This is a genomic window from Desulfallas thermosapovorans DSM 6562 (assembly GCF_008124625.1).
Lineage (GTDB): Bacteria > Bacillota > Desulfotomaculia > Desulfotomaculales > Desulfallaceae > Sporotomaculum > Sporotomaculum thermosapovorans.
Map to the genome: position 1 here is coordinate 26615 of NZ_VNHM01000008.1, position 13869 is coordinate 40483.

The following is a 13869-nucleotide window of genomic DNA, read 5'->3' on the forward strand; positions in this document are numbered from 1 at the left end:
TTAAGGCCCTTAAAACCAACAGTTACAGGCGATAAACGCGGTTGGGCACCTTCAATAAATCTTCCTGACCACCGCCTTGAAATATAGTATAACTGGTAGTATAATTTGTGCATATTATCGGGTGTTTGGACGGCAGCTTATCGACTCAATACAATATTGGCGATGGGGCTCGCCCAATGCTGAAAAGCTGATGGCTCCTACCGGGCAAAAGGCCACGGAGGAGCTTTTTGTTTTTCTAAAAATGTTTGCAAGTGGGGGAGTTTAAGTGAGGAATTTACTTAGCGTAGGTGTTGGTGGATTTCTAGGAACCCTGGCGAGATATTATATTGCGGGCTATTTGAATGAACCATATTGGTTCCCGCTGGGGACACTGGCGGTTAATTTAGCGGGCAGCTTTCTGCTGGCATTTTTTTTAACGGTTGCATTGGATTGCATAACCGGTGCTCCACCCTTCGTCACCAACCCATATCTTGTATTAGGCATATCCACTGGTTTTATGGGTTCAATGACCACGTTTTCTGCTTTAAGTGTTGAATTTGTAACAATGGTTCAAAAACTCCCCTTAATTGCCTTATTATACGTTGGATCAAGCCTTGTCCTTGGATTTCTATCAGCTATGGCGGGAAGGGCGCTGGCAAAACATTTGGCGGCAGGCTTGAAGCAAACAACAAACACGGCTGGAGGGATGGAAAATGACTAATACCGTTCTTGTGGGTATTGGTGGTTTTTTAGGAGCGTGCTGCAGGTACTTAGCCGGGAGGTTAATAAACAGGTACTGGAAGAACAGTTTTCCCATGGCCACCTTTATAGTCAATGTCACCGGCAGTTTTTTATTGGGCCTGTTAATCTTGCACCCCGGGTTATTTCAAAAATTTCCAGGAATCGAATTGATTTTCGGCCTCGGTTTTTTGGGCGCTTTTACTACGTTTTCTACCTTTGAATTTGAAGTTTTACAATTATTTGAAAAACGAAAGTATACCGTTGCTGCGCTGTACGTGATTTTGAGTTTTTCGCTGGGTTTCGGCCTGGCCCGGGCGGCGGCGTAGCGTGCACTTCTGGATCGCTAGCGCGGTGGAAGATTGGGGACGGGCATGCTTGTACTTTGTTACAAAGGAGAGCTCCTCCTTTTGATAGTGAAAAAGCTCTCCTCTAGATTAAGGACCTTATAGGTGTTAAAGTTGGGCCGTGGTTGGCGATAGACAGTTTCCTACACTACAAAGTTCACTCTGTTTCTGGTTACCTTTTGCACGTAATCACGGGTTTCCCGGTAATTGGGGATGCCGCCGGCGCGATCCACCGCTCCGGGACCGGCATTATAGGCGGCCAGTGCCAGGGATACATTGCCATCGTAGCGGTTTAGCATTTGTTTCAAGTAGCGCACCCCGCCGTCTACATTTTGTACCGGGTCCAAGGGGTCGGTAACGCCAAGCGAGGCGGCCGTTCCCGGCATGAGCTGCATCAGTCCCATGGCTCCCGCCGGCGATACCGCCCGGGGGTTAAAGCCTGATTCCGCCTGCACCACTGATTTAACCAGGGCTGGATCAACACCGTGTTTTAGGGCCACTTGTTCCACCATTTTTTCCAGCTCCGCTTTGCTCGCACCAGCCATGGTGCCGGCACCTGCGGCTCCGGAGGCGGACGCCGTCCCGTAGCTTTTGTGGCCGGAACCGGTCGCACCGGCGGCGTAATATTTGGCCACCTGGCGGCCGGTGATATAACCTGGACTGGTTGGCAGGAGCAAATCTACTACCTGTGGCAGGCCCAATTGGGTGGAGGACGGGCTTGTTTGCCGGCGTAGCAGGGCCAGCATTAAAATATCGGAAAAGCCCGGGCCAGTCCCAACAGTGCTGCCGGATTGATTTGTTTCTGATAGCGAGGATGACAGCATTTCCATGAAAATTGTTTTCGCAAGGGTATCCAGCTTCATATCCATATCTTTCTCTAATCTCCAGCGGGTATTTTTACAATAAGATAACGATAAAAAGATAACGGTCAAAGTCGATCAGCCTGGTGTTGGATAGATGACAATGGTGGGGTGGTATCCAGGCGATAATACGATAGTGTAACAATTACCAGTTATATATAATTATACTCCAGAGTGTTTAATTCCTGCTTTAGTGCCGGGTGTTAAAATTTTAAACTTCATTCATGACGTTTTGTACCCTGGAAAGGCATGCATACAGGGTTGAAAGAATAAAAATTTTCAACACCTGGCACCGGTATGGTTGTGGATAGTAACTTATGCATTATAATTATAATGTTGTGATTATGCATTTATCCCGTTAATACATCATCTATGTGGGGAGGCTAGCATGGTTGTCAGATCGGTGATTCTTTTCATTCTGGCTGGTTTGGCTGAAATAGCGGGAGGTTATTTCATATGGATTTGGCTCCGGGATGGAGCCGGTCCAATCTGGGGGTTGGCCGGCGGTATAATATTGATACTATACGGGGTGATACCCACACTGCAGAACTTCCCTGATTTCGGGCGTATATACGCGGCATACGGCGGCGTATTTATCATTATGTCCATTTTATGGGGTTGGTGGATTGATGGTGTAACTCCCGATTTTTATGATTGGCTGGGCACATTTGTCGCCCTGGTTGGCACAGCAATAATTTTATGGTTCCCCCGCGGGGGGCAACAAAGGGAGGCCGGCGGCGTTGATTAAATCCGCTATCCTTTTCATCATGGCCGGTTTGGCCGAAATTGGCGGGGGGTATTTTGTTTGGTTATGGTTGCGTGAGAAAAAGGGAATATGGTTGGGTGTTGTCGGTGCCGTAATCTTGGTTCTGTACGGTGTAATACCTACGTTGCAGGAATATCCTCATTTTGGCCGGGTGTATGCGGCGTATGGCGGCGTTTTCATTGTGTTGTCCCTGCTGTGGGGATGGTTTATCGACAAAAAAAGGCCCGATAAATATGATTGGGCCGGTTCCTGTGTGGCCCTTATTGGGGCTGCAATAATTATTTGGACACCAAGATGAGTTGGCTGAAATAAATGGAACCATTTGCTTTCCATGAACGTCAAAATTAGCGGTGGGGTAGTGGAAGCAGGGGAACCGTCCCCTTGCTTCCCTATTTGAACAGGTGTTTCAGGGCTGCCAGCGGGTGGGTAAAGAGCATGCGCGGTCCCGAGTATCGCATTACTTCTTTAATCTTGTGGCGCATATCGGGTTTATAACAGTGGACCGGGCATTTCTGGCAGGTGGGTTTTTCGCTGCCAAACCGGCAGTTATCCAGCCTTTTGTGCGCGTATGCCAGTAAGTTGCGGCAATCATGACACAGGTATTTTTCCGTGCCATGCTTGTTCCGGCAGTAAAGTTTGATCATGGTATGAACAGTTTTTTTTTCTGCTTCAATAACGTTTCTCATGGTATTAGTATATCAATCCTGCAGTGCTTTTCCCATGGAATTTATAAGCAGCTTTGAAGTAGTCTCATTTATAAAATGTAAAATACTTTTTACATGGTGTTAATTAATCAAATGCGTTCTAATGCATGCTTGCATTGTAATGTATAAAATTTTATAATTTAATATATAAAGAAAATATGGCGTTATTTGCTTCCTAAATAGTAAAAAAAGGGGGATTTGTCTTGGCGGTTAATTTACAAAAGGGACAAAAGGTGGATTTAACCAAAGGCCGGCCCGGGCTTACCAAAGTTATTGCCGGTCTGGGGTGGGATACCAACAAATTTGACGGGCCGGACTTTGATTTGGATGCTTCTGTTTTTCTGCTGGGCAAGAACGGTAAATGTGCCAGTGCCGATGACTTTGTGTTTTACAACAACTTGAAACACGTCAGCGGTGCTGTTGAACATTTGGGGGACAACCTTACCGGTGAAGGTGAAGGTGACGACGAGCAAATTAAAATAGATTTAAGTAAAGTTCCTGCTCACATCCATAAAATTGCCATTACGGTAACTATTCACATGGCTAAAGAGCGCAACCAGAACTTTGGTCTGGTATCCAATGCCTTTGTCCGCATAGTGGACGAAAACTCAGGTGCAGAATTGCTGCGCTATGACCTCAGTGAGGATTATAGTATTGAAACCGCCCTGGTATTTGCCGAGCTATACCGACATGGTGGTGAGTGGAAGTTTGCAGCCGTGGGCCAGGGATTTAATGATGGACTGGCGGGCCTGGTGCGTTTGTATGGCCTGGAATAAGAAGGGAGTTTTTCGGTGATTAACCTGCAAAAAGGGCAAAAGATTGATCTAACCAAAACCAACCCCGGTTTGTCAAAAATTATGGTTGGTCTTGGATGGGACCCCGTTGAAAGTAAAGGTGGCGGCGGGAAAGGTTTACTGGGCGGCCTGTTTGGCGGGGGAAGCAAAACCATTGATATTGACTGTGATGCTTCGGTTTTTATGCTTGATGCCAACGGCAAATTAACCAAAAACAAAAATCTTGTTTATTACGGTAATAAGACAAGCCCCTGCGGCAGTGTCCGCCATTCGGGGGACAACCTCACCGGAGAGGGCGAAGGCGATGATGAACAAATCATGGTGGAGCTCGCCAGGGTACCCGCTGATGTGCACCGGCTGGTGTTCGTGGTCAATATTTACGACTGCGAAAGACGCAAGCAGCACTTCGGCATGATTAAAAACGCCTTTATCCGGGTGGTCAACATTGTCAATAACCAGGAATTATGTAGATTTAACCTGTCTGAAGGGTACGAGAATAAAACAACGCTGATTGCCGGAGAAGTATATCGTCACCAGGGGGAGTGGAAATTTGCCGCTCTGGGCGAATCCACCACCGATCCCGGGTTGCAAACCCTGTCCAGAAGGTTTTTATAAAGTATATAAACAAATTTTTTACACGCCAATAATAAAGATAAAAAAGGGTAATACAGGAGGTTTTATAATATGATTTCACTGGCCAAAGGCCAAAAGATTGATTTAACCAAAACCAACCCCGGCCTGACCAAAATTATGGTGGGTCTTGGCTGGGATACCAATAAATATGACGGCGGTCATGAATTTGACTTGGACGCCGTGGCTTTTTTGGTCAACGCCGAAGGCAAGGCTACCGGTGACGGGGCATTTGTATTCTATAATAATAAGCAGGACCCCAGCGGCTCTGTTGTTTTATCCGGGGACAACCGTACCGGTGAAGGGGAAGGCGACGATGAAACAATTAAAATTAACCTGGCTACCGTCCCTGCTGAAGTCCACAAAATAGCCATCTGCATTAATATTCACGAGGCTGACACCCGCAACCAGAATTTCGGCCAGGTGTCCAATGCCTTTGCCCGGGTTGTTAATGAAGATAATGGCGAGGAAATTCTCCGTTACGATTTGGGTGAGGATTATTCCATTGAAACCGGCCTTGTGGTGGCCGAAATATATCGCCATAAAGGTGAGTGGAAATTTAGCGCTGTGGGTAGCGGTTTTCAGGGTGGTTTGGCTGCTCTGGCCGCCACATATGGCTTAAACGCCGGATAAAGAATTACAAACTGTTTCAACAAAACAATCAACCGTATTTTGACAACTGTAAGCAAGGGGTGCTCATTTTAAGCACCCCTTATCTAAATCCTGCTTTAGCCCTGACATTTTGTCGCACTAAAAAGTGATGCACGATTAAGGAGGAATTTTCAACAAGTGGACGTAATAACGGGATTTTTAGCGGGTCTTGCGGCCAGCTACGGGCAATTCTTTTCCTGGGATGCCCTGGTTGGAATGCTTACGGATCCGGTGAATTGGGGCATTATCTTCTGGCTTGTTATACTGGAAGGTTTGTTATCCTGCGATAACGCGCTGGTGTTGGCTGTGGTGGTAAGGCGCCTGCCCAAACACCAGCAGAAAAAAGCGCTGCTTTATGGTATTTGGGGCGCGTATTTTTTCCGCTTTTTAGCTATCGGATTAGGTGTATATCTAATTAAGATACGCTGGGTACAAATACTGGGGGCTGCATATCTTTTATGGTTGGCCGCCAAGTATTTTATTTCCAAAAGACAAGTGGAATCCGAAGCCGGTGAGGATGGTGATGAGCCCAAGGTAAGGAGAGGTGGTTTTTGGGATACCTTCTGGGGTACGGTGGCCACAGTAGAGCTGATGGATATTTCCTTTAGCGTGGATAGTATTCTGGCTGCCTTTGCCTTGAGCGATGAGGCCTGGGTATTACTTCTGGGTGGTATGCTGGGTATTTTGATGATGCGGGGCGTAGCCACCATATTTATTAGAATGCTGGAAAAATACCCGACATTGGAATCCGCCGCCTATGTACTGATTGCTTTAATTGGTGGCAAACTGCTAGCTCAGGCCTTTGGTTACCATGTTCCCCCTTATATGCTTTTTACTGTTATGGCAGCGGTGCTGATAGGCACAATGTTGCTGGACCGTATGCGTGAAGGTGGTAAAAAAGAGGCATGAGTTATTTTGGTTACTTGACCCCTGAACAAAAGCAAAGGATATTTTATATCCCCCCCTGTCAGGAACCTTTGGATAGCGATAAGACAACACTGGCCCATGCTTTGGGGGCTGCTTTATATATGCCCGGCACACACCACAGGGCAATTAGCAATATTCTTGATAACCGGATACCCGGCCTGATATCCACTGTGCTCTGCCTGGAGGATGCCGTTGACGACCGGGAAGTGGACGAGGCGGAAAAAAACCTGGCCCGCGAGCTACGCAGGCTGTGTTATGCGAAAGATAAGGGGAGTGTTCTCCCCTTTATCTTTATCCGGGTCCGGAATATTGACCAGTTTAAGAGAATTACCAGAGATTACGGACCGGCGCTGGACGTTTTGACCGGGTTTGTATTCCCCAAATTTGAATCAGGCCCGGGGTGGGAGTATTTTGCCCACCTGGCTCAAACCAATGCCCGGCTGGGCAGGACATTATACGGTATGCCCATATTGGAGAGCCCCCGGGTAATTCACCGGGAATCCCGGGCCGCGCATCTTTTGGAGATTAAAAAGCTCTTGGATCAATTCAAGGATCTTGTTTTAAACGTGCGCATGGGGGCTACAGATTTATCAGGCTTATATGGTTTGCGCAGGAGCCCCGAGTTAACTATTTACGATATTGCAGTGATTCGGGATTTTATTGCCGACCTGGTAAATATTTTTGGCCGGCCCGAGGACGGCTATGTAATTTCCGGTCCGGTTTGGGAATATTTTTCTTCGGGCTCCAGGGTTTTAAAACCACAATTAAGGCAAACCCCTTTTCGGGAACAGTTTGGCAGCGACGGCAGTAAATTACGGGAAAATCTACTGGGCGGCTATATTGACGGGCTGATCCGGGAGGTGATGCTGGACAAGGCCAACGGTTTAGTGGGCAAGACCATTATCCACCCCACTCACTTGCTGCCGGTGCAGGCGCTGTATGCCGTTACCCATGAGGAATACTGTGATGCAAGGGATATACTGGCCAATGGGGGCAACGGCGGGGTTACCAAAAGCATTTATAATAACAAGATGAACGAAGCCAAGCCACATACCAACTGGGCCCAAAAAATAATGATATTATCCAGGATATACGGGGTGCTCAATGAAGGATATGATTACACGAGCATTATCTTCGAAGGAGAAAAGTTACGATATATTGGATAGCTTAACGGTGGGTATTGAGATCGAGGAAAACTATTACGGCCTGCCGCTGGAGAGTGTTTTTGCCATGGCCGCCAGGAATAACCCCAAAAGGAGCTATTTGTTCGTCAGCAAGTTGATTGGCAAGCATATTCCGGTGCGCACCGGTACGCCTTTTATCACAGGGTTTCTTCTGGCGTCCAGGCTGGCCCGAACCCTGGGGTTGCCGGTTGCACAGCAGCATATCAGAGCCCTGGTGGATACCCTGGTCTATGACCGGGACGACCAGTTGGCTGCGGTTAACGGGTGTGGTCAGGTTTCCGGGTTCTGTGCACCATATCATTTACCTGGCCGGGTGCTGTTTGTCGGCTTTGCGGAAACTGCCACCGCCTTGGGTCACGCGGTTTTCAGCTCCTTTACAGGAGGCCACCGTTACCTGCATACCACCCGGGAAAACCTGGCGGGAGCATTTGACACATTATATTTTACCGAGGAGCACTGTCATGCTCCCGAACAGCGTTGCCTGATCAGCGACCATCTCCTGGTGGAGGGCAATGACCTGCTGGTTTTAATTGACGATGAAATCACTTCGGGCAATACCTGTCTTGATATCATAAGAACTATTCATAGCAAGTATCCCCAGCCGGAATACGTGATTTTAACCATCCTGGACTGGCGCGATAAAAAGGCGCTGCTAAAATACAGCCGTGTGGAACAGGAGTTGGGTGTGCAGATCCGGGTATTGCCTCTCATCAAGGGAAGTTTTCAGTCCAAAGGCACATCCCCGGTATTGGATCATCCCCTTGCCTCCGCAGGCATGGCTGAGTGCCCGGCCGGTGCGGTACATATGCTGCACCTCCCCTTTGGTTTGACTGTGGAGGCGAAGTTGGCTGCGGGCGAGGATAAGGATAACTCCGGTGGCACCGGGAACAGCTACCTGGCATATACCGGGCGGTTTGGCCTGGATGAGCGGCAAAACAGCCGCTTGCATGATGAGGCCATAATGCTGGGACAAAGGTTGGCCAGCCAAAGAAAGGGTAAAAGGACGTTGTGCCTGGGTACCGGCGAGTTTATGTATTTGCCTTTTCTAATTGCCCGCTATATGGGTGACGGTATTTGGGTGCAGTCCACCACCCGCAGCCCGGTGCATCCCCGACTGAGGGAGGATTACGGGGTTAAGTATGCCATAACCTATGAAGATCCTTTTCGCCCCGGTGTGCCCAACTATGTTTATAACATACCGCCCCGCAGTTATGATGAGGTGTATGTTTTTTGGGAACGCCGGGTATTGCCCGGGCAAGTGGCTCCGCTGGTGCGGGCACTGCAGCAGGCGGGTATACCCCATATAACCTTTGTCTATTTTTGTGAATGATTGACATTATCCAAAAACAGAGCGAAGTATTTGAAAAACCGGCACTAAAAGCGTATCAAACGGACTTTTCGAACAGTTCTTTAAACAACCGGAGGTGTCTGTAATTAGTTTCAACACTTCACCTAAACATAACAAAAATGATGCGCGGGCGAATGAACAATTGGTGGATAAACATCCCCCGGGAATTTACAGTTATCCCACCGTTCCCGACCCTGTCCCGCTGGGCAGCTACACAGCCGGGGATGTGGTTTTTTTGTTAAAGGACATAGGCCCCTGCGTGGTGGAACAAAGCAACGAGGATAGGGAAAGGGCCATGCAAAGCGGTTGCCATTACTCTGAAATGTTGCCCATTGAATACCGGCCCACACGGGAATATATTGACTTGTTTCACAAGTCGTTAAAGGAAACCGGTCACCGGCTGGCCCTGGCCACGGCCATTACTGCCGAACACATTATCCGCCGGCGGGGTCGCCGGGTGGTGCTGGCATCCCTGGCCAGGGCGGGTACACCGGCGGGAGTGCTGGTCAAAAGGTACCTGAGGCATTTTCACAACATTGATGTTCCCCATTACAGCATTTCCATCATCCGTGACCGGGGCATTGATCAAAATGCCATTATCTATATACTGCAAAGGCATCCCGGGTGCACTGTTCAATTCATTGACGGGTGGACCGGTAAAGGGGCCATCACTGCGGAATTGATCAAAGCTGTGGATACATTTGAACAACGGTTCCACATCGAGCCCGGCGTACTTGGCAAGGATTTGGCCGTGCTGGCTGACCCGGGGCATTGCGCCAATATTTTCGGTACCCGGGATGATTTTCTAATCCCCAGTGCCTGCCTTAATGCAACCATCTCGGGTTTAATGTCCAGGACGGTATTGCGGGATGATTTAATCGGCCCCCTGGATTTTCACGGTGCCAAATATTATCGCGAACTGGCCGGGGAGGACTTGTCCAATTACTTTGTGGACACGGTGGCCGGGTATTTTACAAGCGCCTGGGAAAAAGCCAGGCGTATACTGCAGGAAAATCACCGCCTGGGGGTGGATGAAAACCCCTCCTGGCTGGGCAGGCGGGAAACACTGCGCATTCAGAAGGAGTTTGGTATCAAAAGTATAAACCTGGTCAAACCGGGGGTGGGGGAGACCACCAGGGTGCTGCTGCGCCGGGTGCCGTGGAAGATACTGGTTAAGGATGTCCACCATGCGGATATAAAGCATGTACTGCTGCTGGCCCGGGACCGGGGGGTGCCGGTGCAGGAATACTCCCGGATGAGTTACAGCTGCTGCGGGCTGATAAAGTCAATGGAGGACAGGAAATGATATTTGCCAGTGACCTTGATCGTACTTTAATTTATTCCTCCAAGTTTACCGGTGATTACCCCGCCCCGGTGAAAGCGGTGGAAACCGGAGATTATTATTCCTACATGACGGCAGCTGCGGCGGAATTGCTGAAGGACCTGGCCGGTAAGGTGTTGTTTGTGCCCTGTACCACGAGGACGATGGAACAGTACCGGCGGATAGGTTTTTTGCAAAAAGAGGTGCCATGCCGTTATGCCGTCACCAGTAACGGGGCGAATATTCTGGTGAACGGGGTGCCGGACACCGCTTACCGGGCTGGTATAATGCGGGATATGGCCGGTGATTGCGCGGCGGGACCGGATATATTAAAGGTTTTCGGCCGGTTGTCCGGTGCCGGTTTTTGGAGCGCCCCCATGCGGCACGCTGATGAAGCTTTTTACTACTGTATTGTGGAGCGGGACAAGGTGCCGCTGCAGGAATTGGCCGATTTTAGCAACTGGGCCGGTAAACAAAACTGGCATGTGTCCCTCCAGGGACGCAAGCTGTACCTGGTGCCCCGGGTGGTTAATAAGTGGTCTGCTTTGCAGAGAGTGGTCCGGATGGCCGGTGACCACCGGGTGGTGGCTGCCGGGGATTCCTTGCTGGATTTGCCCCTTGTGCAGGGAGCGGATTACGCCATATCTCCCGCCCACGGTGAACTATTTGAGCAATATAGCGGTTCTCATCTCTGTGCTTGTAACGACGGGCAGTCCAACCCGAAACACGGTTTATATCAACAAGCACAATGGGTGTTTACCAAGTCTTCGGGCATAGCGGCCGGCGAGGAGATTATCAGGACCGTGCTGCAGTTGGCGCACGGGTTTCTGTGGCGAAAATCCCGACATGTTAACTTGTTTGAATCTGATAAAGGTTTTTGCCGGGACACTTAGCGGTGTCCTTTTTTGTTTATAAAATGTTTGAAATTATATAGTAGAATGTTATTAGAAAACATATAGAATCAAGGATTCAGGGGCCTATTTGTCGAAATAAAAGCATGGACATTACGGTAAAAAGTTGCAAAAACATTACACCGGGTTGAAAAAATTATCAAGGCTGGTCCGCAGTTGTTTTAACCGGACAGCTGTGTGGTTATTTTAATGTACAATAATTTGCCGGAGCACTTGTCGAGAATAGAAAACTATAGTGCCGGGCACCGAAGGAGAAATGGGATGAAATACAGCATACTATACCAGGGCGCTTTTCCCCTGCTGCAGGTAAACCTCCAGAAGGGCGAAGTGATCAAGGCGGAATCAGATGCCATGGTGGGCATGTCCGATACCATAGACGTGGAAGGCAAGATGGACGGGGGACTGCTGGGCGGCCTATCCCGCATGCTGGCGGGGGAAAGTTTTTTCTTCCAGACTCTGACCGCCCGCCGGGGAGCCGGGGAAGTGCTGCTGGCCCCGTCCATACCCGGAGATATCATTGATGTGGAGTTGGACGGGTCCTACAGTTTACTGGTACAAAAGGATGGATTCCTGGCGGGCGCAGCGGAATTACAGGTGTCCACCAAGATGCAAAACCTGGCCCAGGGTATTTTTTCCGGGGAAGGTTTCTTTGTGGTTAAGATTAGCGGCAATGGGATGGTATTTCTGAACACCTATGGCGGTATCCACGTCATTAATCTTGAGGCGGGTCAGGAATATATAGTGGACAACGGTCACCTGGTGGCCTGGCCCGATTATATGCAGTATTCCATTGAAAAGGCTTCCAGCGGCTGGATATCCACCTTTACCTCGGGTGAGGTGGCGGTATGCCGGTTCAGGGGGCCGGGCCCGGTGATCATCCAAACCAGGAATCCCCGTGGATTTGGCAGCTGGATACGCCAATTTATACCTAACAAGAGTTCAAAGTAACATGCCAACCTAGTACCGCTCAAGGTTTCCTTTTTTGTTGCCGGGCAGGAAAACTAAATTGACATAAGTGACAGGTATAGATATAAGAACCGGTAAAACTTTTAAATGAGGTGATGTTATTGTCGTTAACCGTGAAGAGGGGGCAAAAAACTGATCTTACCAAAAACAATCCCGGGCTGGCGGAGGTCATGGTGGCCCTGGGCTGGGAAACCGGTGCCGCTGCCATTGAAATTGATGCTGCTGCCTTTATGCTGCAAAGCAACGGCAAATGCCGGGGGGACGAGGATTTTATATTTTACGGCAACCCCACGGGCCGCAGCGGTGCCGTAACTGTGGAAACCGCCCGGGTGCCGGATAAAGCGTGCATAAAAGTTAATCTGCCCGCGGTTCCCGCCGATGTGGCCAAAATTGCCATTACCCTCACTATTTATGAAGGTCCCCAAAGGGGCCACAACTTTGGACAGGTGCCCGGTGCATACGTCAGGGTGACCGGTAACGGTAACCGGGAGTTGATCAGGTTTAACATGGATGGAGGCTTCTCCGCCGAAACCGCCATAGTGGTGGCCGAATTATACCGGCACCAGGGGGAATGGAAGTTCAACCCGGTGGCCATGGGGTATCACGGTGGATTAGCCGCCCTGTGCGGGGGCTTCGGCATCGAGGTGTCCGACCAGCCGGACAGCGGGCCGGCCGGCCCCGGTTCCGGCCAGCCCGTCCAGCCCTCCGTCCGTCCGGCCCGGCCATCTGGTTCACCGTCCGGGGCGCCGCTTAATCTATCGGCCAGGACGTCCTCCAGACAACCGGCCAGCCAGGCCGGTCAGGAGGGAACTGCCAGCCATGCCGCTTCAGGTTCCCGGGCCGGCAAACCCTCCGGGCAGAGGATTAATCTTAGCAAAATTGAGCTCAAGAAAAAAGGCGACAGAATTAACCTGGAGAAAAAGGCCAACAACAAGCTGGGGGAAATACTGGTCAACCTGAACTGGAACCAGCAAAAAACAAAACAATCCGGTGGTTTACTGGGCTCGCTCTTTGGCGGCGGCGGTGGCGGGGTCGACCTGGACCTGGGCTGCCTTATCCATATGAAAAACGGGCAAAAGGGTGTTATCCAGGCCCTGGGTAATTCCTTCGGCTCATATCACAGTTTTCCCTATATTGCCCTCGATGGGGATGACCGTACAGGTGCGGTGGCCGGCGGTGAAAACCTGCGGATCAACGGCGATCATATTGCCGATTTTAAACGCATTCTTGTCTTTGCTTATATTTACGAGGGAGTGCCCAACTGGGCCCAGGCCGACGGCGTGGTGACCATCAAGCAGCCCGGCGGTCCCGATATTGAAGTGCGGCTGGACGAGCATGACAAGCGTAAAATTATGTGCGCCATAGCCTTAATTGAAAATGTGAACGATGAAACCTTAAGCGTGGAGCGCCAGGTGCGCTATTTCTCGGGCCACCGGGAAATGGACAGTGCTTATAACTGGGGATTGCGCTGGAAGGCCGGGCGCAAGTAATTAAATGCTGGTAAAATCCTTTTTCCTGAACAGGTTGTGCTTATATGGCCATAGCTCTTATTTATAAAGCTCATCTATATAATCCGCACTGTAATCGGCGCGGTTTTTCAATATCTCAAAAATCTTGATGCGCTGGGTAATGGATATGGTAAGTACCAGTGCGGTTAACAATGCGGTGCAAATGATTTCGGTCATAGCGATCACCTGTCTCGTAAATTTATCTTACTATATGCAATGGCTTGACAGAGTGAGA

17 protein-coding genes and 1 riboswitch are annotated in these 13869 nt (G+C 49.7%); of the genes, 14 read left to right on the forward strand and 3 right to left on the reverse strand.

Annotation, left to right across the window (positions count from 1 at the left end; genetic code table 11):
* Positions 1 to 149 precede the first annotated feature (149 nt).
* Positions 150 to 207: riboswitch (Fluoride riboswitch) on the forward strand.
* A 58-nt stretch (positions 208 to 265) separates the two neighbouring features.
* Together LX24_RS08145 and crcB are read left to right on the forward strand one after the other, a co-directional pair.
* Positions 266 to 700, forward strand: a complete 435-nt coding sequence (locus LX24_RS08145) for a fluoride efflux transporter FluC (protein WP_166511656.1) — start codon at positions 266 to 268, stop codon at positions 698 to 700.
* Positions 693 to 1046 (forward strand): fluoride efflux transporter CrcB, encoded by a 354-nt coding sequence (gene crcB, locus LX24_RS08150; protein ID WP_166511657.1) that lies wholly within the window; start codon positions 693 to 695, stop codon positions 1044 to 1046. The genes LX24_RS08145 and crcB overlap by 8 nt, the downstream gene beginning before the upstream one ends.
* A gap of 161 nt (positions 1047 to 1207) precedes the next feature.
* Here crcB and LX24_RS14960 read toward each other — a convergent pair whose 3' ends face one another.
* The gene (locus tag LX24_RS14960) at positions 1208 to 1933 is read right to left on the reverse strand and encodes a lytic transglycosylase domain-containing protein (RefSeq protein ID WP_243131674.1); all 726 of its coding nucleotides are present in this window, start codon (positions 1931 to 1933) and stop codon (positions 1208 to 1210) included.
* Positions 1934 to 2312: 379 nt separating this feature from the next.
* On the opposite strand from LX24_RS14960, the gene LX24_RS08160 reads away from it, so the two are divergent.
* The gene (locus LX24_RS08160; protein ID WP_166511658.1) at positions 2313 to 2672 is read left to right on the forward strand and encodes a YnfA family protein; all 360 of its coding nucleotides are present in this window, start codon (positions 2313 to 2315) and stop codon (positions 2670 to 2672) included.
* The gene (locus LX24_RS08165) at positions 2665 to 2988 is read left to right on the forward strand and encodes a YnfA family protein (RefSeq protein WP_166511659.1); all 324 of its coding nucleotides are present in this window, start codon (positions 2665 to 2667) and stop codon (positions 2986 to 2988) included. Before LX24_RS08160 ends, LX24_RS08165 begins: the two co-directional genes overlap by 8 nt.
* Positions 2989 to 3079: 91 nt before the next feature.
* On the opposite strand, the gene LX24_RS08170 is transcribed toward LX24_RS08165, so the two are convergent.
* Positions 3080 to 3376, reverse strand: a complete 297-nt coding sequence (locus LX24_RS08170; RefSeq protein WP_166511660.1) for a nitrous oxide-stimulated promoter family protein — start codon at positions 3374 to 3376, stop codon at positions 3080 to 3082.
* A gap of 221 nt (positions 3377 to 3597) precedes the next feature.
* Here LX24_RS08170 and LX24_RS08175 point away from each other — a divergent pair, with 221 nt between their 5' ends.
* From LX24_RS08175 to LX24_RS15365, 10 genes are all read left to right on the forward strand, one after another.
* Complete coding sequence (locus LX24_RS08175) at positions 3598 to 4170, forward strand: TerD family protein (RefSeq protein ID WP_166511661.1); 573 nt, start codon at positions 3598 to 3600, stop codon at positions 4168 to 4170.
* Between the two features lie 15 nt (positions 4171 to 4185).
* Entirely contained in the window at positions 4186 to 4803 is a 618-nt protein-coding gene (locus LX24_RS08180) for a TerD family protein (protein ID WP_166511662.1), read from the forward strand.
* A gap of 69 nt (positions 4804 to 4872) precedes the next feature.
* Positions 4873 to 5451, forward strand: a complete 579-nt coding sequence (locus LX24_RS08185; RefSeq protein ID WP_166511663.1) for a TerD family protein — start codon at positions 4873 to 4875, stop codon at positions 5449 to 5451.
* A 156-nt stretch (positions 5452 to 5607) separates the two neighbouring features.
* Complete coding sequence (locus LX24_RS08190) at positions 5608 to 6378, forward strand: DUF475 domain-containing protein (protein WP_207706562.1); 771 nt, start codon at positions 5608 to 5610, stop codon at positions 6376 to 6378.
* Positions 6375 to 7562 carry an HpcH/HpaI aldolase/citrate lyase family protein gene (locus tag LX24_RS08195; protein WP_166511664.1) on the forward strand — a complete coding sequence of 396 codons (1188 nt, stop codon included), beginning with the start codon at positions 6375 to 6377 and terminating at the stop codon, positions 7560 to 7562. Before LX24_RS08190 ends, LX24_RS08195 begins: the two co-directional genes overlap by 4 nt.
* On the forward strand, positions 7501 to 8910 hold the full coding sequence (locus LX24_RS08200; protein ID WP_243131675.1) for a phosphoribosyltransferase family protein: 1410 nt from the start codon (positions 7501 to 7503) through the stop codon (positions 8908 to 8910). The genes LX24_RS08195 and LX24_RS08200 overlap by 62 nt, the downstream gene beginning before the upstream one ends.
* Before the next feature lie 163 nt (positions 8911 to 9073).
* Positions 9074 to 10234: a cysteine protease StiP family protein gene (locus tag LX24_RS08205; protein WP_341473569.1), complete on the forward strand. Its 1161-nt coding sequence runs from the start codon at positions 9074 to 9076 to the stop codon at positions 10232 to 10234.
* Positions 10231 to 11142 carry an HAD family hydrolase gene (locus tag LX24_RS08210; protein WP_207706564.1) on the forward strand — a complete coding sequence of 304 codons (912 nt, stop codon included), beginning with the start codon at positions 10231 to 10233 and terminating at the stop codon, positions 11140 to 11142. Before LX24_RS08205 ends, LX24_RS08210 begins: the two co-directional genes overlap by 4 nt.
* A 279-nt stretch (positions 11143 to 11421) precedes the next feature.
* Positions 11422 to 12108, forward strand: coding sequence for a TIGR00266 family protein (locus LX24_RS08215; RefSeq protein ID WP_166511665.1), 687 nt, complete (start codon positions 11422 to 11424; stop codon positions 12106 to 12108).
* 113 nt (positions 12109 to 12221) lie between these two features.
* Positions 12222 to 13616 carry a TerD family protein gene (locus LX24_RS15365; protein WP_243131676.1) on the forward strand — a complete coding sequence of 465 codons (1395 nt, stop codon included), beginning with the start codon at positions 12222 to 12224 and terminating at the stop codon, positions 13614 to 13616.
* 57 nt (positions 13617 to 13673) lie between these two features.
* Here LX24_RS15365 and LX24_RS08225 read toward each other — a convergent pair whose 3' ends face one another.
* The gene (locus LX24_RS08225) at positions 13674 to 13811 is read right to left on the reverse strand and encodes a hypothetical protein (protein WP_166511667.1); all 138 of its coding nucleotides are present in this window, start codon (positions 13809 to 13811) and stop codon (positions 13674 to 13676) included.
* Between the last annotated feature and the right edge of the window lie 58 nt (positions 13812 to 13869).

Coding starts and splice junctions, on each gene's coding strand:
- crcB (WP_166511657.1), top strand. CDS start 693: ATGACTAATACCGTTCTTGTGGGTATTGGTGGTTTTTTAGGAGCGTGC.
- LX24_RS14960 (WP_243131674.1), bottom strand. CDS start 1,933: ATGGATATGAAGCTGGATACCCTTGCGAAAACAATTTTCATGGAAATG.
- LX24_RS08160 (WP_166511658.1), top strand. CDS start 2,313: ATGGTTGTCAGATCGGTGATTCTTTTCATTCTGGCTGGTTTGGCTGAA.
- LX24_RS08170 (WP_166511660.1), bottom strand. CDS start 3,376: ATGAGAAACGTTATTGAAGCAGAAAAAAAAACTGTTCATACCATGATC.
- LX24_RS08185 (WP_166511663.1), top strand. CDS start 4,873: ATGATTTCACTGGCCAAAGGCCAAAAGATTGATTTAACCAAAACCAAC.
- LX24_RS08195 (WP_166511664.1), top strand. CDS start 6,375: ATGAGTTATTTTGGTTACTTGACCCCTGAACAAAAGCAAAGGATATTT.
- LX24_RS08200 (WP_243131675.1), top strand. CDS start 7,501: ATGAAGGATATGATTACACGAGCATTATCTTCGAAGGAGAAAAGTTAC.
- LX24_RS08210 (WP_207706564.1), top strand. CDS start 10,231: ATGATATTTGCCAGTGACCTTGATCGTACTTTAATTTATTCCTCCAAG.
- LX24_RS08215 (WP_166511665.1), top strand. CDS start 11,422: ATGAAATACAGCATACTATACCAGGGCGCTTTTCCCCTGCTGCAGGTA.
- LX24_RS15365 (WP_243131676.1), top strand. CDS start 12,222: ATGTTATTGTCGTTAACCGTGAAGAGGGGGCAAAAAACTGATCTTACC.
- LX24_RS08225 (WP_166511667.1), bottom strand. CDS start 13,811: ATGACCGAAATCATTTGCACCGCATTGTTAACCGCACTGGTACTTACC.